21 protein-coding genes, 1 pseudogene and 1 riboswitch are annotated in these 19,458 nt (G+C 61.2%); of the genes and pseudogenes, 5 read left to right on the forward strand and 17 right to left on the reverse strand.

What is annotated here, in order from left to right; translation table 11 throughout:
* Positions 1-6: 6 nt before the first annotated feature.
* The 17 genes and pseudogenes from GRH90_RS10495 to GRH90_RS10575 all read right to left on the reverse strand — a co-directional run bounded on the left by GRH90_RS10495 (position 7) and on the right by GRH90_RS10575 (position 14,757).
* On the reverse strand, positions 7-684 hold the full coding sequence (locus GRH90_RS10495; RefSeq protein ID WP_162365940.1) for an energy-coupling factor ABC transporter transmembrane protein: 678 nt from the start codon (positions 682-684) through the stop codon (positions 7-9).
* A 109-nt stretch (positions 685-793) separates the two neighbouring features.
* Positions 794-1,072 (reverse strand): annotated as a pseudogene (locus GRH90_RS10500) (energy-coupling factor ABC transporter substrate-binding protein); the annotation flags it as partial.
* 1 nt (position 1,073) lies between these two features.
* Positions 1,074-1,808, reverse strand: a complete 735-nt coding sequence (gene cbiM / locus GRH90_RS10505) for a cobalt ECF transporter S component CbiM (protein WP_162365884.1) — start codon at positions 1,806-1,808, stop codon at positions 1,074-1,076.
* Between the two features lie 35 nt (positions 1,809-1,843).
* Complete coding sequence (locus GRH90_RS10510) at positions 1,844-2,563, reverse strand: cobalt-factor II C(20)-methyltransferase (protein ID WP_162365885.1); 720 nt, start codon at positions 2,561-2,563, stop codon at positions 1,844-1,846.
* Positions 2,560-3,348: a sirohydrochlorin cobaltochelatase gene (gene cbiK / locus GRH90_RS10515; RefSeq protein WP_162365886.1), complete on the reverse strand. Its 789-nt coding sequence runs from the start codon at positions 3,346-3,348 to the stop codon at positions 2,560-2,562. The genes GRH90_RS10510 and cbiK overlap by 4 nt, the downstream gene beginning before the upstream one ends.
* Positions 3,349-3,351: 3 nt before the next feature.
* Entirely contained in the window at positions 3,352-4,161 is an 810-nt protein-coding gene (cobK, locus tag GRH90_RS10520) for a precorrin-6A reductase (protein ID WP_162365887.1), read from the reverse strand.
* Positions 4,158-4,901: a precorrin-3B C(17)-methyltransferase gene (locus tag GRH90_RS10525; RefSeq protein WP_162365888.1), complete on the reverse strand. Its 744-nt coding sequence runs from the start codon at positions 4,899-4,901 to the stop codon at positions 4,158-4,160. Before GRH90_RS10525 ends, cobK begins: the two co-directional genes overlap by 4 nt.
* Entirely contained in the window at positions 4,901-5,974 is a 1,074-nt protein-coding gene (gene cbiG / locus GRH90_RS10530) for a cobalt-precorrin 5A hydrolase (protein ID WP_162365889.1), read from the reverse strand. Before cbiG ends, GRH90_RS10525 begins: the two co-directional genes overlap by 1 nt.
* Positions 5,955-6,728 (reverse strand): cobalt-precorrin-4 methyltransferase, encoded by a 774-nt coding sequence (locus tag GRH90_RS10535; RefSeq protein WP_162365890.1) that lies wholly within the window; start codon positions 6,726-6,728, stop codon positions 5,955-5,957. Before GRH90_RS10535 ends, cbiG begins: the two co-directional genes overlap by 20 nt.
* A complete protein-coding gene (locus GRH90_RS10540; protein WP_162365891.1) occupies positions 6,712-7,287 on the reverse strand; it encodes a decarboxylating cobalt-precorrin-6B (C(15))-methyltransferase in 576 nt (191 codons plus the stop codon). Before GRH90_RS10540 ends, GRH90_RS10535 begins: the two co-directional genes overlap by 17 nt.
* Complete coding sequence (locus GRH90_RS10545) at positions 7,277-7,921, reverse strand: cobalt-precorrin-7 (C(5))-methyltransferase (protein WP_178113115.1); 645 nt, start codon at positions 7,919-7,921, stop codon at positions 7,277-7,279. The genes GRH90_RS10540 and GRH90_RS10545 overlap by 11 nt, the downstream gene beginning before the upstream one ends.
* 5 nt (positions 7,922-7,926) lie before the next feature.
* Complete coding sequence (gene cbiD, locus GRH90_RS10550) at positions 7,927-9,048, reverse strand: cobalt-precorrin-5B (C(1))-methyltransferase CbiD (protein ID WP_162365892.1); 1,122 nt, start codon at positions 9,046-9,048, stop codon at positions 7,927-7,929.
* On the reverse strand, positions 9,048-9,701 hold the full coding sequence (locus tag GRH90_RS10555; protein WP_162365893.1) for a cobalt-precorrin-8 methylmutase: 654 nt from the start codon (positions 9,699-9,701) through the stop codon (positions 9,048-9,050). Before GRH90_RS10555 ends, cbiD begins: the two co-directional genes overlap by 1 nt.
* A 55-nt stretch (positions 9,702-9,756) precedes the next feature.
* Positions 9,757-10,713 carry an adenosylcobinamide-phosphate synthase CbiB gene (gene cbiB / locus GRH90_RS10560; protein ID WP_162365894.1) on the reverse strand — a complete coding sequence of 319 codons (957 nt, stop codon included), beginning with the start codon at positions 10,711-10,713 and terminating at the stop codon, positions 9,757-9,759.
* Complete coding sequence (locus GRH90_RS10565) at positions 10,710-12,074, reverse strand: cobyrinic acid a,c-diamide synthase CobB (protein WP_162365895.1); 1,365 nt, start codon at positions 12,072-12,074, stop codon at positions 10,710-10,712. The genes cbiB and GRH90_RS10565 overlap by 4 nt, the downstream gene beginning before the upstream one ends.
* A 125-nt stretch (positions 12,075-12,199) precedes the next feature.
* A riboswitch (cobalamin riboswitch) is annotated at positions 12,200-12,382 on the reverse strand.
* A gap of 311 nt (positions 12,383-12,693) precedes the next feature.
* Positions 12,694-13,629 (reverse strand): transcriptional regulator PocR, encoded by a 936-nt coding sequence (pocR, locus tag GRH90_RS10570; RefSeq protein ID WP_162365896.1) that lies wholly within the window; start codon positions 13,627-13,629, stop codon positions 12,694-12,696.
* 300 nt (positions 13,630-13,929) lie between these two features.
* A complete protein-coding gene (locus GRH90_RS10575; protein ID WP_162365897.1) occupies positions 13,930-14,757 on the reverse strand; it encodes an MIP/aquaporin family protein in 828 nt (275 codons plus the stop codon).
* 625 nt (positions 14,758-15,382) lie between these two features.
* Between GRH90_RS10575 and pduA the strand changes: the two genes are divergently transcribed.
* From pduA to pduE, 5 genes are all read left to right on the forward strand, one after another.
* Positions 15,383-15,667 carry a propanediol utilization microcompartment protein PduA gene (gene pduA / locus GRH90_RS10580; protein ID WP_162365898.1) on the forward strand — a complete coding sequence of 95 codons (285 nt, stop codon included), beginning with the start codon at positions 15,383-15,385 and terminating at the stop codon, positions 15,665-15,667.
* Positions 15,664-16,476 carry a propanediol utilization microcompartment protein PduB gene (gene pduB, locus GRH90_RS10585; protein WP_162365899.1) on the forward strand — a complete coding sequence of 271 codons (813 nt, stop codon included), beginning with the start codon at positions 15,664-15,666 and terminating at the stop codon, positions 16,474-16,476. The genes pduA and pduB overlap by 4 nt, the downstream gene beginning before the upstream one ends.
* A gap of 18 nt (positions 16,477-16,494) precedes the next feature.
* Positions 16,495-18,159 (forward strand): propanediol dehydratase large subunit PduC, encoded by a 1,665-nt coding sequence (gene pduC / locus GRH90_RS10590; protein WP_162365900.1) that lies wholly within the window; start codon positions 16,495-16,497, stop codon positions 18,157-18,159.
* Positions 18,160-18,173: 14 nt separating this feature from the next.
* Positions 18,174-18,854 (forward strand): propanediol/glycerol family dehydratase medium subunit, encoded by a 681-nt coding sequence (locus GRH90_RS10595; RefSeq protein ID WP_162365901.1) that lies wholly within the window; start codon positions 18,174-18,176, stop codon positions 18,852-18,854.
* Positions 18,855-18,923: 69 nt separating this feature from the next.
* A complete protein-coding gene (gene pduE / locus GRH90_RS10600) occupies positions 18,924-19,445 on the forward strand; it encodes a propanediol dehydratase small subunit PduE (RefSeq protein WP_162365902.1) in 522 nt (173 codons plus the stop codon).
* The last annotated feature ends 13 nt before the right edge of the window (positions 19,446-19,458 follow it).

The raw sequence follows: 19,458 nt of genomic DNA on the forward strand, positions 1-19,458 counted from the left end.
AGGTCCTTATAAATGGAATTCGCCCTGGTACAATTTCACCTCCAGCGCGATGGACATTTCCCGATAACGGGTCATCACCCGCAACATCAGCATGCCCACCAGCATCGCCAGCGAATGATAACCGGTGCGCAGCGAGCGGTAACCGAAGCGCAGCGACTGCGCCTGGCGAATGGCCACGGCCTCGTCAAGAAAGATAAAAATAAAGCGATAGCTTAGCAACGTATGCTCAATCAGCAGCCGCGGCAGGTGGCAGCGCTTCAGGATCTGGATAATCTGGGTAAAGGGCGTGGTCAGCACGAACAGGTAGGTGGCCGCCAGGGCGGTCATGCTGCGCCACATGGCCTGGTTGGCCAATACCAGTCCGTGTTTATCCAGGCCGAGAAACACGCTCCCCAGCCTGACGCTGTACAGCATACCGTCGGCGGACCAGGCGAACGAGACCGCGATGCTCAACAGGCTGACCGCCAGGAATCCCAGCGGCACGCTGAGCCAGCGCAGATAACGCGTCAAGCCTACGTGCGCCAGATAGCAGGTCAGCGGGATCAGCAGCAGCAAGGTCGCGCACTGGTACAGCGGCGAGGTCAGCAGCGCGATGCCCAGCAACGTCATATAGAGCACGAACTTGCGCATCGGATCCCGGGCCTGCCAGCGGTTTTGCCAGGACAGGCGATCGATTTCAAGCATGACGTCCGCCCCGGTCGTCTTGGTCTTCGGCGCGGCCGTCGTTAACGCGGTTTTGCCCGCCGCTACGCTCATTGCCCGGCGCTTTCCCGGCGCGACTGTCTTGAGCGTGGCTTTCCTTGCCACGGACTTCCCTGCCCCGGTAAAAACCCAGGATATAAAACACCACCCCGGTGCCGATTGAGCCCTGCAAGGTAAACAGCAGGCTCTCGATTTCGCTGCTGGCGGGTTCATAGAGCGACGAAAACCAGGGTTTGTAATCAGGCGCCAACGTGCCGATCAGCCCTTCCGCCTCGTTATCCGACCCGCCGTAGCTGCCGCCGTGATTGATAAAAAACGGCATCACCATCAGCGCCACCACCAGGGAAAGCAATATCAGCATTTTTTTCATCTTAATGACTCCCCACGCTAATCAGCTGCCGTTTGGTTAACTGGTCGTAAATCATCACCGTTAGTAACCCTTCCGCAATCGCAATGGGAATTTGCGTCAGGCAGAACACGCCCATAAATTTCAGCGCCGAACCGGTGAAGCCGAAAACGGGATCGGGAAACGCCAGGCCCAGCTGCAGCGAGGTCACCATATACGTGGAGAGATCGGCAAGCATCGCGCACAAAAACACCGCCACATCACGCCGCAGTCCCATGCGCAGCGACAGCCGCCAGACCATGTAGCCCGCCAGCGGACCCACCACCGCCATCGAAATGGCATTGGCGCCAAGTGTGGTCAGGCCGCCGTGGGCCAGCAGCAGCGCCTGGAAAAGCAGCACCACCGCCCCCAGCACCGACAGCACCCACGGACCGAACATAATCACCGCCAGGCCCACGCCGGTGGGATGGGAACAACTGCCGGTCACCGACGGGATTTTCAGCGCCGACAGCACAAAGATAAACGCGCCGCACAGCGCCAGCAGCACCTTGCGGTTGCTGTCCTCGGCCACAATTTGCCTCATGCGCGTCAGGCCGACGGCCAGGCAGGGCAAAAACAGCAGCCACCAGGCCAGCGCCCACATCGGCGGCAGGAACCCCTCCATGATATGCATGGCGTACGCATCCTGCGGCACCACTATCAACAGCAGCGCCATGCCGGCGCCGAAGGCGGAAAACCCCTGTCCAATCTGTAGGTTCATCGGTTAAATCCTCGGTTATCCATCAAATGCATTTATTATTTTGCGGCGGCGGCCGGCCAGCTTTTGTTGACCACCACCGTGGAAAAATAGGGTAGCGCGCGATCCGGCTCCAGTTCGCCCAGCGCGCGGAAACACTGCTCCTGCGGCAGCGAGGCGTCGGCCATCAGCAGGGCGTTATCCAGCAGCCCCAGGCGCCGCAGCAGCGCCTGGATGCGGGCAAAACGGCCATAGACCTTCATCAACACCACGCAGTCATGGGTTAACAATGCCTGTTCCAGCGCGCTTTCATCATCGGTGCAGGCCATCACCGCCAGCGACTGGCTTTCCATGGCCAGCGGCAGCTGCGCCCGGGCGGCGATGCAGGCGAACGAGGTCACGCCGGGAACGATTTCAATCGGGATGCGCCCTTGCAGGCGCGCCAGCAAAAACACCCAGGTGCTGTAAAGCATGGCGTCGCCCAGGGTGATAAATCCCACCCGCAACCCCTGCTCCACGTCGGCGGCCATTTCCGCCGCCACCGCATCCCACACGGCGTCTTTTTCCCCGCTGTCCAGGCTCATGGGAAAATGGCGCGTCCGGATAGTGACGCTGTCGGAAAGATATTCACGCACGATACTCAGCGCCAGGCTATCGCCGCCCTTGCGCCCCGCCGGCGCATACAGCACGCCCAGCCGGCCGAGCGTCCGCGCGCCGCGCACCGTGATTAAATCGGTTGCGCCGGGCCCGGTGCCGATGGCATAAAGCCTGCCGTTCACAGGGTCACCTCCTCGGCGACGCGATCGAGGAGATGATCGACAAACAGCTGCTGGACCAGGGGATTTTCGCCTAATCCCCGTATCCAGCACTGGCACTCGTATCCAGCGCGCTGCAGTTGGCTTTTCCACGAGTCCGGCTCATCGGAGGCCATATCATTGACGGCGTGATCGCCGGCCACCAGCATCAGCGGCATCAGGTGCACCTTGCGGATCCGCTGTGTCTTCAGCCTGGCTATCGCCAGTGGCAAATCGGGATAACTCTCCACCGCGCCAATCAGCGCCGGAATGCCGCGCGCCCCCAGCATATGATCCAGGCAGGCGTAGGCGGCAAACGCATGATGGCTGGTGCCGTGTCCCATAAAGACCACCCGCTCGTCGGAGGCCAAGGCGGGCATCTGCGCCTGCAGCGCGATAATCAGCCGCCCGTAGTCGCGCTCGTCGTTCAGCAGCGGCGCGCCGATATGCAGCCGGTCGAAACGCCCGCGCCACGCCGCCGCGTGGTGGATGATTTTTTCATATTCATCGCCGTTGATGATATGCAGCGATTGGATCGCCACATCCCGATAGCCCTGCCGCCAAAGCTTTTCCAACGCCTGCGGCGGCGAATCGATCAACAGGCCGTCCCGCTGCGCCAGCTTGCGCAGGATCATGCCGGAAGTGAAGGCGCGAAACGGGGCGCGATCGGCGAACGCGGCGGAAAGCCGCCGCTCGCACGCATCGATATTGCGCTCGCGCGCCTCGGTATGGGAGGTGCCGAAACTGATGGTTAACAGCGCTTTTTTCATGGGTTATTCCTTCATTGCCGCGTCGGCGGCCCTAAGCCACAGGTCGAGCCGGCGGTCAAAATCTTCCGGCGTGGAGATCACGTCGTCCCAGTACATCACCGGGCGGCGAATCACCACGCAGGGGATGTTCAATTCCAGGCAAGGCAGCACTTTTTCGGCGTAGCCCCCTTCCCGGCCGGATTCCTTGGTGATCATCACATCCGGGCGGTAATGCCGGTACAGGGCCAGGTTCAGCTCGCGGCTGAACGGTCCGGTCATGGCGATAACCTGGTTGACGCCGAGGCCCAGTTGCGCGCACTGGTCCAGGATGGCGGCGGTGGGCAGCACGCGGGCAATCAGGGTCTTGCCCGGCAACAGCCTGACGTAATCGGCCAACTGCTTGCTGCCGGTGGTCAGCAGGATGCGTTGCCCCAGCCCCGCCGCCTTCCGGCAGGCCTGTTCCAGCGACGCCACCGGCAACAGCCGGCGATGGGCGATGGAGTCGATATCGCTGGGACGTTCATAGCGCGTCAACGGCAGGCGCAGCGCCCGGCATGCCGCGGCCAGGTTACGCGACGCCAGTTCGGCATAGGGATGGGACGCGTCGATAACCCAGCGCGCCCCCAGGAGCCAGCCGGCCATCTCATCGGCGTCCATGCGCCCCACCTGCCGGGCCCCCCCCACGCCCGCCGCCAGCGCCTCGCCGGTGGCAGTGGCCACCGACAGGCTGTAGGACACCCCGCGACGGGACATAACGCGGCACAGCGCCAGCGCGTCCGACGTGCCGCCGAGGATACGCACGCGGGCGTTTTCAAGCGGGGGTTTCCGGTTCATACGCCCGTTTCCGCCTGGATTTGATAGCCGCGCGGCGTAATCATCAGCCCATCCCGGCAGTAGGTTGCCCGGTTGCCGACGATCACCAGGCAGGTCATGTCCACCGGCGCGAAATCCATGTCCCCCAGGGTGGTCAGCCATTTTTCCTGTTTCTTGCGGCCGGCGGCGCGCACCACGCCCACCGGCGTATCCGCCGATTTATAGCGACGCATCAGGGCAAAGGCGTTGGCCAGGTGATCCGGCCGGCCGTGGCTGCGCGGGTTATAAAAGCAGATCACGAAATCCGCCTGCGCCGCGCACAGGATGCGCTTTTCAATCACCGGCCACGGCGTCATCAAATCACTCAGGCTGATATGGCAAAAATCATGCATCAGCGGCGCGCCCAGCAGCGAGGCGGCGGCGGTGCTGGAGGTGACGCCGGGAATCAGCTTTAGCTGCACGTCAAGCCCCTGCGCCGTCACCAGCTCCAGGATCAGGCCGGCCATGCCGTAGATGCCGGCGTCGCCGCTGCTGATCAGCGCCACCTTACGGCCGGTCACCGCCAGATCCAGCGCCGCCTGGCAGCGCTCAATCTCCTTGCACATGCCGGTCTTGATCACCTGCTTGTCGCCGGTCAGGTGCTTGACCAGATGGGTATAGGTTTTGTAACCGACGATAATGTCGGCGTCGCGAATGGCGTCAAGCGCCTCGAGGGTCATTGCGGCCTGGCTGCCCGGGCCGATACCGATCACATACAGCATCAGCAGGAAACTCCTAAGGTAATGGTCACGCCCTGGGTGCGCAGCGTATCGCCCACCAGGCGACCGTTGCTCATCAGCCAGGCGACGGGTTGGGAAACGCTGCCGATGCCCACGACGCGCTTAACGAAATCCGAGCCGGGGAAACGGGCGGCCACCGGTTTGAGGACCTCGACGGAGAAGGTTTCGAACGGCACGCAGCATTGATTGGCCAGATAACGCAGCGCCGGCTCGTCGCTTTTAATCGACACGCTGCCGATGGCGCGCAGCGCCAGCGGATCGATATGCAGGTGCGCCAACTGCCGCGCCAGCAGATGCGATACCCTGGACGGCGGCGTGTCGCGCTTGCAGCCGATGCCCGCCACCACGCAGCGCGGCACCAGTTTATACACCGGCACCGGCACGTCCGGCACGCTGTCGTGCAAACTGACGTACAGCAGCGCGTCCAGCTCGGGCAAATCGTCCAGATCGGTTACCAGCAGCAGGCCGCGGGTGTCGCAATACTCTTGCGGCCAGCGCATTTTTATCGTCGCCAGCGACGTCTGGTCCCAGTACAGGCCGATCCTGCCGCCGCAGACCAGCAGTTGGTTGAGTTTTTTCACCGTCCGGCGAAAATTCGTCATGGTGGCGTTCAACTGCTGGGCCAGGATATCCACCGCCGCCAGTTGGTTGACATCGGTGGCGGTGGTGATCACGGGCGTGGCGCCGATAAGACCGGCAATATAGCCGGTCAGCGCGTTGGCGCCGCCCATATGGCCGGAAAGCAGGCTGATGGCGTGATGTCCCCGATCGTCAATCACCACCACCGCCGGATCGCTGAACTTATCCTTAATCAGCGGCGCGATCACCCGCACCGTCAGGCCGGTGGCGCAAATGAAGATCAGCGCCGAATAATCGTTAAACACCTCGGCCACGGTGCGCGCCAGGGTGCCGCGAAACGGCTCTAACCCCGGCTCCGCCAGGGTCTGGCTGGTAAAACAGGTCATCGGGATAAGCGCCGCCAGCCGTTTGGCCAGCTGGACGCCGCCGGGTGTCAGGCAAAACAGGGCGACCGACTCAGGCTTGACGATATTCATGGGTGAATTCCGCGTGATACAGTTTGGAGTAGTGATATTCATCGCCCAGGAAGGCGCCCACCATGATCAGCGCCGTCTTGCCGATGCCCGCCGCGCGCACCTTGCCGGCGATATCCGCCAGCGTGCCGCGCACGGTTTTTTCTTCCGGCCAGGTGGCCTTGAAGATCACCGCCGCCGGCGTATCGGCGGGATAACCGCCGTCGATCAGACGCGCCGACACGCGCTCGATCGCCTGTACCGACAGGAAAATAGCCATCGAGGCGCGGTGCGCGGCAAACGCCTCCAGCGACTCCAGTGCCGGCGTCGGCGTGCGGCCTTCTATACGGGTGATAATCAGGCTTTGCGAGACCTCCGGCACCGTGTACTCCACGCCCAGCCGCGCCGCGGCGCCGAGAAACGCGCTGACGCCCGGCACGGTGCTGAAACCGATATTAAGCATCGCCAGTTCCTCGATTTGCTCGCGGATGGAGCCGTACAGGGACAAATCACCGGTTTGCAGGCGCACCACCAGCTTGCCGCCCGCGACGCCCTCGGCCATCTGGTCGATAATCTGCCGCAGGTTGAGGCCGGCGCTGTCGTAACGGGCCGCCCCCGGCCGGCAATAGTCCAGCAGGGCGGGATTAATCAGCGATCCGGCGTAGATCACCACGTCCGCCTGGCATAATAGCCGGTAGCCTTTGAGGGTGATCAATTCCCGGTCGCCCGGTCCTGCGCCAACGAACCAGATCAGCCGGCGGTCAAAGGGCTCTGTCATGGGTGTTCTCCTTGAGACAGGAAATAATAAAAGCGGGATTGTTCGGTTTGAAAAAGTGTCCGCCGCCGAGTTCGGTCAGGGCCGACACCTGCATCTGGATACAGCCCACCCGGCCAAACCGTGCCGGGTCCAGGCATCTCAGCGCCTCGCCGAGGTTCTCCTGCAAAATCAGGTTAATCACCAGGCGTCCGCCCGGCACCAGCAGGTCCGCGGCCCAGCCGATAATCGCCTCCAGGTTGCCGCCGCTGCCGCCGATAAAGATCGCGTCGGCCCGTACCGCCAGCGGCAGGGGCGCGTGGCCGGCAATAATCTCCACCCGGTCCAGGGCAAACCTGTCGCAATTTTGGCGAATCAGCGCCAGCGCGTCGGGGTGGCGTTCCACCGCCACCACCTTCAGCCCCGGATAGCGGCGGGCGGCCTCGATGCCCACGCTGCCGGTGCCCGCGCCCACGTCAACCAGCAGCCGTGCGTCGGCCAGCTCCAGCCGGTCCAGCGCCACCAGCCGCACTTCGCGTTTGGTCATCGGCACCGGGCCGCGGATAAAATCTTCATCTTTCATCGAGGATCACCACCACGTTCATTGCATAATGCAGGGCCACCCGCTCGGGCGGCAGCCGATGGATACGTTCGTCGGGATAGGACAGGTTCTCGCCGATAATCATCACCCGGCGCCGGTCGCGCGCCAGGATCTCCCGGGCAATCTCATAGGGACCGATGCGCCCGTCGGTGACCATCGCCACCTTGGGATGCGCGAGCAGGAAATCAAAATCCGGCGCGCGGCCATGGCTGCTGGTGAGATACGCATCGTTCATCGACAGCGCCACCCGGGAAAACAGGTACTGCACCGCGCTGATGCCCGGCACGATGCGCAGGTTTTCCGGGCCGAGCCGCCGGCTCAGGTAATCGCCGATGCCATAGAGCATAGGATCCCCCGAGGCCAGCACCACCGTGACCACCTGCTGATTGGCGCCGAGCCAGTCGACCAGGCCGGCCAGCGACGGGCCGAGCGGGCGCTTTTCACCGGGGAAATCCGGGAAACAGGCCAGCTGGCGCGGGCTGCCGATCAGCACCGCGCAGCGATCGATCAGCCCGCGGGCGGCGGGCGTCAGGTAATCGCTGTCTCCCGGGCCGAGGCCGACCACGCTAACCCCGGGCGCGTCGTGATTGACGCTGTCGCTATCTACCGCCTGCAACGCGCTCACCGGAACGCCTCCGTCAACGCCGCCACCGGGCGGCTGCTGCCCAGCACCTGCTGGTCGAATGAGAACAGCAGCGCATCGCAGCGGGGCGGTCGGGATGAAAAACGCAGCAGTTCCGCCATGCGTTCGGCGACGCGCGCGGCGATGGCCGGATAGACCCGCTGCCAGCCGGCGGCGTCAATCAACGCCATCGCCTCCTCGGTGGACACGCAGTCCGCCACCTGGTGCATCAGCGCGTGGGGAGCGTCGCATAACGCCAGCCAGGCAATCAGCGTTTCCAGGCGCCCGTCGGCGATATGGCTATGGGTATGGAAAATCCCCGCCGCCACCTTCACCAACTTGCCGAAATGGCCGACCATCAGGATCTGCCGGAAGCCCAGGCGTTCAGCCTCTTTAAGCATATAACCGACAAAATTGCTCATAGTGACAACGTAACTGGCATCGATCTGTAATTGCTCGGCGACAAAGCGTTCGCCGTGGTTGCCCGGCACCAGGATCACCCGATCCATGCCATCGGCGCGCTTCATGCCCAGCTCAAGTGAAAGGGATTTTTTCCAGCTCTCCTCCGACATCGGCGTCACGATGCCGCTGGTGCCGATAATGGAGATCCCGCCGAGGATGCCCAGGCGCGCGTTATAGGTGTTGCGCGCCCGTGCTTCCCCTTCCGGGGCGAAAATTTCCACATCCGCGCCGCGTCCCGGTCCGATGGCCTCGCGCACCGCCGTCTCGATGGTATGACGGGGGGTTTTGTTAATCGCCGCCTGGCCGATATCCAGTCCGAGGCCGTTGCGGGTGACGCGGCCCACGCCGTCGCCGCCGTCAATGCAGATGGCGGGATCGGAGCGCAATCGCACCCGGGCAAAAATCAGCATACCGTCGGTGGCGTCCACATCGTCGCCGCCGTCCTTGCGAATGGCGGCGGTGGCCTCGCCGGGGCTTATCAGCGGCAGTTCTACGTTCAGGTTCAGCGTGACGCCGGACGGCGTGACGATGGAAACATTGTCGATAACCTGCTGGCGCAGCAGCATCAGGGCGGCGACCTTGGCCGCCGCGGTGGCGCACGACCCCGTGGTGTACCCTTTGCGCAGCGCCTTGCCGTTATGCCAGACCACGTCGTCCATCAGGCCTCCCGCAGCTGGTAAAGGATGGCGTTCACAATCGCCGCGGCGATATTACTGCCCCCTTTGCGGCCCAGCGCGGCGATGCAGGGCAGCGGGCTGTCGGCCAGCGCCTGCTTGGACTCGCTGGCGCCGACAAACCCCACCGGCACGCCGATCACCCCCTGCGGCCGGTAACCCGAACCCGCGCAGTGCTCCAGCAGACGAAACAACGCGGTGGGCGCGTTGCCGAACACGAACAGGCTGTTGTCCGGCTGCCGCCCCGCGAGATCCACAACGTAATCCACCGCCGCCATCGAGCGGGTAATGCCCTGCGCGCGCGCCAGCTCCGCCACCCCGGCGTCGCCGATATAACAGGCGATTGTGCCGCCGATCCGCGCCAGCTCGGTCTTGTTGATGCCGGACAGCGCCATGGTGGTATCGGTATACAGGGTGCAGCCGCGGCTCAGGGCGTCGGCAATGCGCCCGGTCGCCCCAGCCGAGAAATGCAGGATGTCCAGCCAGTCGAAGTCTGCGCTGGTATGGATGGCGCGCAGGATGATTTTTTCCTGCCAGATATCCTGGAAGCGGAAATCGGGGCGTTCCCGGGCAATGATCTCCCGGATAATGTCAAAACTGGTGCGTTCGATTTCTTGCGGTTGTTTGATATAACTCATTCGCGCTACAGCTCCGGGCATTCGCCCCGTTAAACAGCCCTGCCGGGCAATACGGCTACCCTATTCTTGCGGCCGCTGCGCACAGCAGGCACATCATCGCCAGCGTCAGCCCGGAGGCGACGTACATTAAACGGATCGCGGCGGTGATGTCGCCGAGGGCAATCTCGCGCCGCGCTTCGCCAATCCAGGGTTTTTCCACCCGGGCGTTAAAATAATCATTGGGTCCGCCCAGCCTCACCCCCAGCGCGCCCGCCACCGTCGCCTCCGACCAGGCGCAGTTCGGGCTTTTATGCTGATGGCGATCGCGCCAGCCAATCCGCCAGGCGCCGCGCCCATCCAGGCGCAACAGCCCGGCCGACAGCGCCAGCAGCATCCAGCCCAGACGCGCCGGCAGCCAGTTGGCCGCGTCGTCCATGCGCGCCGACACGCAGCCGATGGCCTCGTATTTCGGCGTGCGGTATCCCACCATCGAGTCCAGGGTATTCACCGCCTTGTAGGCCATGGCCAGCGGCACGCCGCCGATAAACAGCCAGAACAGCGGCGCAATCACGCCGTCGACGCTGTTCTCCGCCACGGTTTCCACCACCGCGCGCATAATTTGCGGCCGCGTCAGGTTCTGGGTATCGCGGCCGACGATATGGGACAGCTGCCGGCGGGATTCCGCCAGGTTATCCGCCCGCAGCGCATCGTAAACCGCCATGGCGGCGTCCCGCAGGCACCGGGTCGCCAGCAGCGTATACGCCAGCCAGGCGGTGGCCAGCCACTGCAGGGCGGGATAAAACGACAGCGCCCGCAGCAGCGTCCAGGTCAATCCCCAGGTTCCGCCCACCACCACCAGCCACAGCGCTCCGCCGCCGATATACAGCGACCGGCGGCTCCGGCAGCGGCGGCGAATCACCCGCTGCGTCCCGGAGACGGCGCGGCCTATCCAGCGCACCGGATGCGGCCAGTGCGGCGGATCCCCCAGCCAGAGATCCAGCAGGTAGCCGACGATAAACGCGCTAAGGCTCATAACAACGCGCACCCTTTGTCCAGCCAGCGCCGCAGCAAGGCCGGCCGCTGGTAAAAATGCACGTGCAGATAGCTGGCCAGGATATTGTCCGCGCCATAACCGCCCGGCCAGCGTTTTACCCCGCCGCCGGCGGTGGTCTTGGACAGGGTAAACAACGGCTGCTCGTCGGTGAAAAATTCAGAATGGTGAAATTCGTGACCGCGTAACGTCTCACCCCTGGCGGTCAGCAGGTTATCGGTCAGCGCCAGTCCCTCGCAGTAGCCAAAGCGCTTAAGTCCCTCGCTCATGCGGCTGACGCCGCGCAGCAGGCCGACCATCGGGAAGGATTGGCCATCCCGATCCTCCAGGGACGTGCCCAGGTACATCAGGCCGCCGCATTCGGCGTAGATCGCCGCCCCCCGGCGCCCGGCGTCCAGCAGCGCCGCGCGCATCGCCTGGTTGGCCGCCAGCCGGTCGGCGAAGATTTCCGGGAAACCGCCGCCGAGGTAGACCATCTGGCACGCCGGCAGCTCGCTGTCGCGCAATGGGCTGAAGGGTACGATACGCACGCCGACATCCCGCAGCAGCTGCAGGTTATCCGGATAATAGAAATGGAAGGCCTCGTCTTCGGCCAGCGCCAGGGTCAGATTATGGTAGCGGGGGGCGGCGGGCGGCGCGGGCAGGCGGCCCGGCATGGGCAGGCAATCGGCAAGCTGGAGCAGGCGGTCGATATCGATATGCTGTTCAACGCAGGCGGCCAACTGGTCCCACTGCGTCTCCAGGCGCCGGTTTTCCCGGGCCGGCACCAGGCCCAGGTGCCGAGCAGGCAGTTCCCAGTCCTTAAGCGGTGGAAGATAGCCCAGTACCGGCACATCGCAGTAACGGGTAATGGCGGTTTTGATCAGGCTGAAATGATTTTCGGAGGAGACCCGGTTGATGATGATGGCGACGATATTGACCGCGGGGTCGAATAGCTGAAAACCCAGCACGGTAGCGGCGGCGGAGGTGGACACCGCCTTACCGTCGATGATGAGCACCACCGGCACGCCCAGCTGTTTGGCAAGCGAAGCGCTGCTGCATTCTCCGCCGTCGCTGCCCAGGCCGTCATACAGCCCCATGACGCCTTCGATAACGCCAACGTCGGCAGCGCGCATATGCCGGGTAAACAGGCCGCTCAGCGTATCCGGCCCCAACATATAGGCATCCAGGTTATGCGAGGCTATGCCGCTGACCGCCCGGTGCCAGCCGGTATCGATATAATCCGGCCCGCATTTAAACGGCTGAACCCGCATGCCGCGCAGCGCCAGCGCCCGCAGCAGGCCAAGCGTCAGCAATGTCTTGCCTGTCCCGCTTTGCGCGCCGCCAACCAATATCGCTTTCATCCGCATCCCGTTATGCCAGGGTGGGCCGAACGGGATTGTCATAAGCAACGGCGGCGGGCTGGATCTGCCCCGGCGACATTGTTCAGACAACCCGCTTCCCACCGAAGGAGTTGTTGCCGAGCCTGTTTGGCTCTTGTCATCAGGCAGGTCTTCTGGCTTTGCGTCATCCTTTTCCGGCCCTTCCCAATCGTTTTCGATCAGTGGTGACGCCGGATTTGTCGGCATTACAGCAGCGGGGGCTGCGGAGGATTTTCACCTCCTTCCCTGACGGCCTTGCGGCGCGTTTAACCTGATAACTATGGCATTTACGCCGCCCGGCTATGGAAAAATCAACCAGCGGCTACCCTGTTATTACTAATCTAAAGTATCTAGGGGAAATATACCCCGTATTGGATCAAAAAAAATGTCCACCTATGGCTATTTAATTGAAATTTATTGCCAGGCGATAACACTTTTTAGCTATCGATAATTAGCGGCGCCGTTGCCCGGCGTCCCTGAAGGCCATTTTCACCGACGATGCCGATGGCATTAAATAGCGTTATGAAAATTAAAAAAATGAGAACCCGATCGCCGTGACTTAATAGCTTCACGGTAAATGCATCGGCAAAAGGAAAAAAGGTTAATTATGCGGCAAGGCGATATTGTTGGCCGGGCCGCTATTCGGCGAGGTGAGGCGCTGTTCACGATAGGCCTGGGGAGTAATACGATACGCCTGGCGAAACACTTTGCAAAAATAGCTGGCCTGGGAAAAGCCGAGATTGCGCGCGATGACCGAAATGGACCAGTCGCTTTGCTCCAGCATTTGGCGCGCGCTGTGCATACGCTGCTGGTTAACATAGGCGTTAAAACCGATGCCCTGGTATTTCTTGAATAATTTGCTGAAATAATAGGGACTTAAATACACCATGGCCGCCACGTCCTCAAGCCGCAGATCCTCGGAATAGTGGCTGTCGATATAACGCAGGACTTTTTTCATTTTGCTGTCGTGCTGGCTGGGGATCGCCGCCCGGCGCTCATTGCTTGCCGGCGCGTGCTCCTTGATAACCACAAAATCCAGCTGTTGTTTCAGATAGTTATCGACGATGATTTTCAGCAGGTCGGCGGAGGACAGCAGCCGATCATAATCGATCACCGGGATTTTTTCGAAATTCTCGGCCAGCTGGAAGTTTTGCTGCCAGACGAAAGAACTGCATTCCTGCACTTCAGGCAGCTTGACGGCATCATTGAGCCGTACCTGTCCGCACAACACGAATCCGACCAGATGGCCGCCAATCACCAGCGGGATGGAAAAATCGGTCAATCCGGCGTGGCAGCGGTAAATACAGGGCTGGTTGGATTTGGACGCTTCCAGTCCGCCGCAGCGATCGCTCATGCGACATCGGCGGCCCATTTCCGGATCCTGGCGCATCAATTGGCAGAACGGGGTGAAATGATATAAATCCGAAACCTCCTCACCATGAATATTCACCACCACAACCGCGAGATTGGTGGCATTAGCGAAATCCTGCGCGATTTTATTTATCAGTTCTGAATCCATAAAACTGCCGGAATTCATATTAGGCCCTCTCGCGCTTTACTTATTTTTAATAAACCAGTAACAAAAAATATATATTTCGCCTGGTTGTCATGTTCCAAAGGAAGATGCAGCGATTACGACTAAATATCTTAAAGCCATGTTGGATTTAATCATTTTTACCTTAATAAAAACCGTGCTCTGCCACACAATTATTCGATCGTGCCGGACCCGGCAAGCCGGCGGTCACAATATGGCAAGCCGGGGTCATCCCCGGTCGTGGCGAGTCAAGCCTGCCCATGAGCCTGAGCACGGTTTTATCAGCAAACGTTGACCAGCGGCCTAAGGCCGAACCGGCGGTTGCGCTGCGTCCTGCTTCAGGTTGCCGGGCAGGTGGCGCGCAATCAGGAAGCGGTATACCGCCGCGCCCATGATGGCGCCGACGAGGGGCGCCGCGATCGGCACGATAAAGTATGGGATGTCCCTGCCCCCGGTCATCGCCACGTCGCCCCAGCCGGCAAAAAAGGTGAACAGCTTGGGGCCGAAATCACGCGCCGGATTCATGGCGAAACCGGTCAGCGGCGCGGTCGCGGCGCCGATCACCGCCACCAGGATACCTATCAGCAGCGGCGCCAAAGGGCCTTTGGGCACGCCGTTGCCGTCGTCGGTCAGCGCCATGATAAGCCCCATCAGGATTGACGTGATGACGATTTCCACCAGCGCCGCCAGCCCGACGCTGATGGCGCCGGCCGGATAGGTGGAAAAAATGCTGGCCAGGAACAGGCTCTCCTGGCTGCCGCGCACCATCTGGTGGGCCTGCTCGTACATGTCGAACATATTATGGTACAGCAGGTAGGTCAGCGCCGCGCCGCCGAAGGCGCCCGCCACCTGGGCCAGGATGTAGGGCAGCACCTTTTTGCCGTCGAAACTGGCCAGCAGCCACAGGGCAACCGTTACCGCCGGGTTGAGATGCGCGCCGGAAATACCCGCGGTCAGGTATACCGCCAACGCTATGCCCAGCCCCCATACCACGCAAATTTCCCACAGGCCGAAGCTGGCGCCGGCGAGCTTGGCCGCGCACAGCACGCTGGTGCCGAAGAATATAAACAGCCCGGTGCCAAGCAGTTCGGCAACACATTGCCCTTTTACCGATCGTAGAGTGTCGCTCATCGTAGTTTTCCTGTATGAGGTCGATATGAAATAATTATTAACGTGAAACGCATTTTCTCCCGACAGACATTGTGTCTATATTTAACGGACGTTTTATAGCGTGGGAGTCTTGTTGGTCAATAAGCTATATGCGCCGTTGTAATTTGACAAAGCTATTTATCAATCAAATGAGATCTCGCTTGCAATTATATTTTTACGTAACAAAAATCACCGCATAAAATTTAGCTACAGATAATAATAAATAATCGGCACGCCAGGTGTTTTTTGCACCAATGCCGACCTGCAAGCCTTGTCACCAAAGGGGTTGTTATTTTTTGGCCATAATACATTATTGCTATCCTGTCTTTTTTTTGCCTCGCCCAGCGGGTGGGTAAATCACAAATTAATGCCGACATCAAGATTAATTTTATTATTATGGAACGCCAAAAATTAATATGTGCTATCGATAAATCCGTTTGAACCCAAGCGGGACGTGGGGTTTTAAATTTATTATGACAATTTTTTGTCATGCCATCGCCAATCATTTCTTACATTCTTATATCAGCGTGACCATTAATTTTTATCGCTTACAGGTATATTTCCTGACGGACAACACGAATATCAATGATTGGTCGAGGTAATAAAAATGCAACAAGAAGCCCTGGGCATGGTGGAAACCAAAGGTCTGACCGCCGCGATTGAAGCGGCCGATACCATGGTGAAATCGGCCAATGTGTTATTGGTCGGTTATGAAAAAATCGGTTCCGGTCTGGTCACGGTGATTGTGCGCGGCGACGTCGGCGCGGTCAAGGCCGCCACCGATGCCGGCGCCATGGCGGCGGCCAACGTCGGCGAAGTGGTCGCCACTCATGTCATCCCACGTCCCCACGCGGATGTGGAGAAGTTTTTACCTAAAGGAATTCGCGAATGAACACCGATAAGGTCATCGAGGCGATCCTGGCCCAGGTGATGGCGAAAATCGGTGACGGCGCCCCCGGGGCGTCCCCTTCTCTCACCCCATTGGAACGAGGTCCGGATATGTCGGAAAACACCTGTAACCTAACGGAATTCGTCGGCACGGCCATGGGCGACACCATCGGTTTGGTGATCGCCAACGTCGACAGCGCGGTGCTGACGGCGATGAAACTGGAAAAACGCTACCGCTCCATCGGTATTCTCGGCACCCGCATCGGCGCCGGCCCGCACATTATGGCGGCCGACGAGGCGGTCAAGGCGACCAATACCGAAGTGGTCAGCATTGAACTACCCCGCGACACCAAAGGCGGCGCGGGCCATGGCTCGTTAATCATTTTCGGCGGCGAAGACGTATCCGACGTGAAACGCGCGGTTGAAGTGGCGCTGAAGGAACTGGACCGGACGTTTGGCGACGTCTACAGCAACGAGGCCGGTCATATTGAACTGCAGTACAGCGCCCGCGCCAGCTACGCGCTGGAAAAAGCCTTCGGCGCGCCCATCGGCAAGGCCTGCGGCGTGATTGTCGGCGCCCCCGCCGCCATCGGCGTGGTGATGGCCGATACCGCGGTGAAATCCGCCAACGTCGACGTGGTGGCCTACAGCTCCCCGGCCAACGGCACCAGCTTCAGCAACGAAGTGATCCTGGTGGTCTCCGGCGACTCCGGCGCGGTGCGCCAGGCGGTGACGTCCGCCCGTGAAATCGGCAAGACGCTGCTCGGTACGCTTGGCGCGGCGCCGCATAACGATCGTCCGTCTTATATCTAACTCCTTGTGGGGGATGGCATGAAATCCAAGCGATTTGAAGCGCTGGCGAAACGGCCGGTTAACCAGGACGGCTTCGTCAAAGAGTGGGTCGAGGAAGGCTTTATAGCCATGGAAAGTCCCAACGACCCCAAACCGTCGATCAAGATAGTCGACGGCAAGGTCACCGAGCTTGACGGCAAGGCACGCGCCGATTTCGATCTAATCGACCACTTTATCGCCAACTACGGCATCAATCTGTCGCGTTCCGACGAAGTCATGGCGATGGACTCGGTGAAACTGGCAAAAATGCTCTGCGATCCCAACGTATCGCGCGCCGAGATTATCCCACTGACCACCGCCATGACGCCGGCGAAGATCGTCGAGGTGATGTCGCAGATGAACGTGGTGGAAATGATGATGTCGATGCAGAAGATGCGCGCCCGTCGCACGCCTTCCCAGCAGGCGCACGTCACCAATATCCAGGATAACCCGGTGCAGATTGCCGCCGACGCCGCCGAAGGCGCCTATCGCGGCTTTGACGAGCAGGAAACCACCGTGGCGGTGGCGCGCTATGCGCCGTTTAACGCCATCGCGTTGCTCATCGGCTCGCAGGTCGGTCGTCCCGGCGTCCTGACGCAATGCTCGCTGGAGGAAGCCACCGAGCTGAAGCTGGGCATGCTGGGCCATACCTGCTACGCCGAAACCATCTCGGTCTACGGCACCGAACCGGTGTTTACCGACGGTGACGATACCCCCTGGTCAAAGGGATTCCTCGCCTCCTCCTATGCCTCGCGCGGCCTGAAGATGCGATTCACCTCCGGCTCCGGCTCGGAAGTGCAGATGGGCTACGCCGAAGGTAAATCCATGCTGTACCTGGAAGCGCGCTGCATCTTTATCACCCGCGCCGCCGGAGTACAGGGCCTGCAAAACGGCTCGGTAAGCTGTATCGGCATCCCGTCGGCGGTGCCGTCGGGCATTCGCGCGGTGCTGGCGGAAAACCTGATCTGCTCGTCGCTGGATCTGGAATGCGCCTCCAGCAACGACCAGACCTTTACCCACTCCGATATGCGCCGCACCGCGCGATTGCTGATGCAGTTCCTGCCCGGCACCGACTTTATCTCCTCCGGTTATTCAGCGGTGCCGAACTACGACAATATGTTCGCCGGTTCCAATGAGGACGCCGAGGATTTCGACGACTACAACATCCTGCAGCGCGACCTGAAAGTGGACGGCGGTTTGCGTCCGGTGCGCGAGGAAGACGTGGTGGCCATCCGTAATAAAGCGGCGCGCGCGCTGCAGGCCGCCTTTGCCGGCATGGGACTGCCGCCCATCGCCGACGAGGAAGTCGCCGCCGCCACCTATGCCCACGGCTCAAAGGACATGCCGGCGCGCAACAAGGTGGAGGACATGAAGTTCGCCCAGGAGATCATCGAGAAAAACCGTACCGGGCTGGAAGTGGTCAAGGCGCTGGCCGAAGGCGGTTTCACCGACGTGGCGCAAAGCGTGCTGGATATCCAGAAAGCCAAGATCGCCGGCGACTATCTGCATACCTCGGCGATTATCGTCGGCAACGGCCAGGTACTGTCGGCGGTGAACGACGTCAACGATTACGCGGGTCCGGCCACCGGATACCGCTTGCAGGGCGCTCGCTGGGAAGAAATTAAAAATATTCCCAACGCGCTCGATCCCAGCGAGCTGGGTTAACCAAGGCGGCCATGATGGAAATTAACGAAACTTTATTACGGCAAATTATCGGCGACGTGATAAGCCGGATGCAGCCCCGGGATAACCCGATTTCCTTTGCCCCGGCGGCGGCGCCCTCCCCGGCCGCGGGCCAGGCCGGTGACGGCAAGACCTGCGATTTCCTCAAGGTGCTGGGCGACGCCCGGCCGGGTTCCCATAAGGATGAGGTGATTATCGCGGTCGGCCCGGCGTTCGGCCTGTCGCAGACCGTCAATATTATCGGCCTGCCCCATAAGCAGATCCTGCGCGAGCTGATTGCCGGCATCGAGGAGGAAGGCGTGCGCGCGCGGGTGATCCGCTGTTTTAAATCCTCCGACGTGGCGTTTGTGGCGGTGGAAGGCAACCGGCTCAGCGGTTCGGGCATCTCGATAGGCATCCAGTCCAAAGGCACGACGGTTATCCATCAGCGTGGCCTGCCGCCGCTGTCGAACCTGGAGCTGTTCCCCCAGGCGCCGCTGCTGACGCTGGAAACCTACCGGCATATCGGTAAAAACGCGGCCCGCTACGCCAAGGGCGAGTCGCCGGATCCGGTGCCGACGCTCAACGATCAGATGGCCCGGCCAAAATACCAGGCCAAGTCCGCGGTGCTGCATATCAAGGAAACCAAGTACGTGGTGACCGGTAAGCTGCCGCAGGAACTGAGCGTGGCGCTCTGAACGCAACGACTTCAACCTGACTGTCTCTGCGCGGGCGCTCTTGGCGACGCGCGAATTAAGGTAACGACGATGAATGCTGAAGCAATTGAAACCATGGTGCGCGACGTGCTGGCGCGCATGAACAACCCGGACGCGCCCAGGGCGGTTCCCCCCGCGCCAGGCGCGGCCAAAACCGTCAAGGCCGGCGTGGCGGATTACCCGCTGACCAATAAACATCCGGACTGGGTCAAGACCGCCACCGGCAAGACCCTTGACGACCTGACGCTGGCCAACGTGCTCAACGGCAGCGTCACCGCCCAGGACGTGCGTATTACCCCGGAAATCCTGCGTATCCAGGCGGATATCGCCCGCGCCGCCGGCCGCGATTTGCTGGCGATGAACTTCGAGCGCGCCGCCGAGCTGACCGCGGTGCCGGATGAACGGGTACTGGAAATCTATAACGCCCTGCGCCCGTTCCGCTCGAGCAGGGAAGAGCTGCTGGCCATCGCCGAGGAGCTGGAGTCGCGTTACCAGGCGATCCTCTGCGCCGGTTTTGTGCGCGAGGCCGCCGGTTATTACGTGCAGCGCAAGAAGCTCAAGGGCGACGACTAATCATCAGGATCGC

The organism is Acerihabitans arboris, from assembly GCF_010131535.1.
GTDB classification, from domain to species: domain Bacteria; phylum Pseudomonadota; class Gammaproteobacteria; order Enterobacterales; family Enterobacteriaceae; genus Acerihabitans; species Acerihabitans arboris.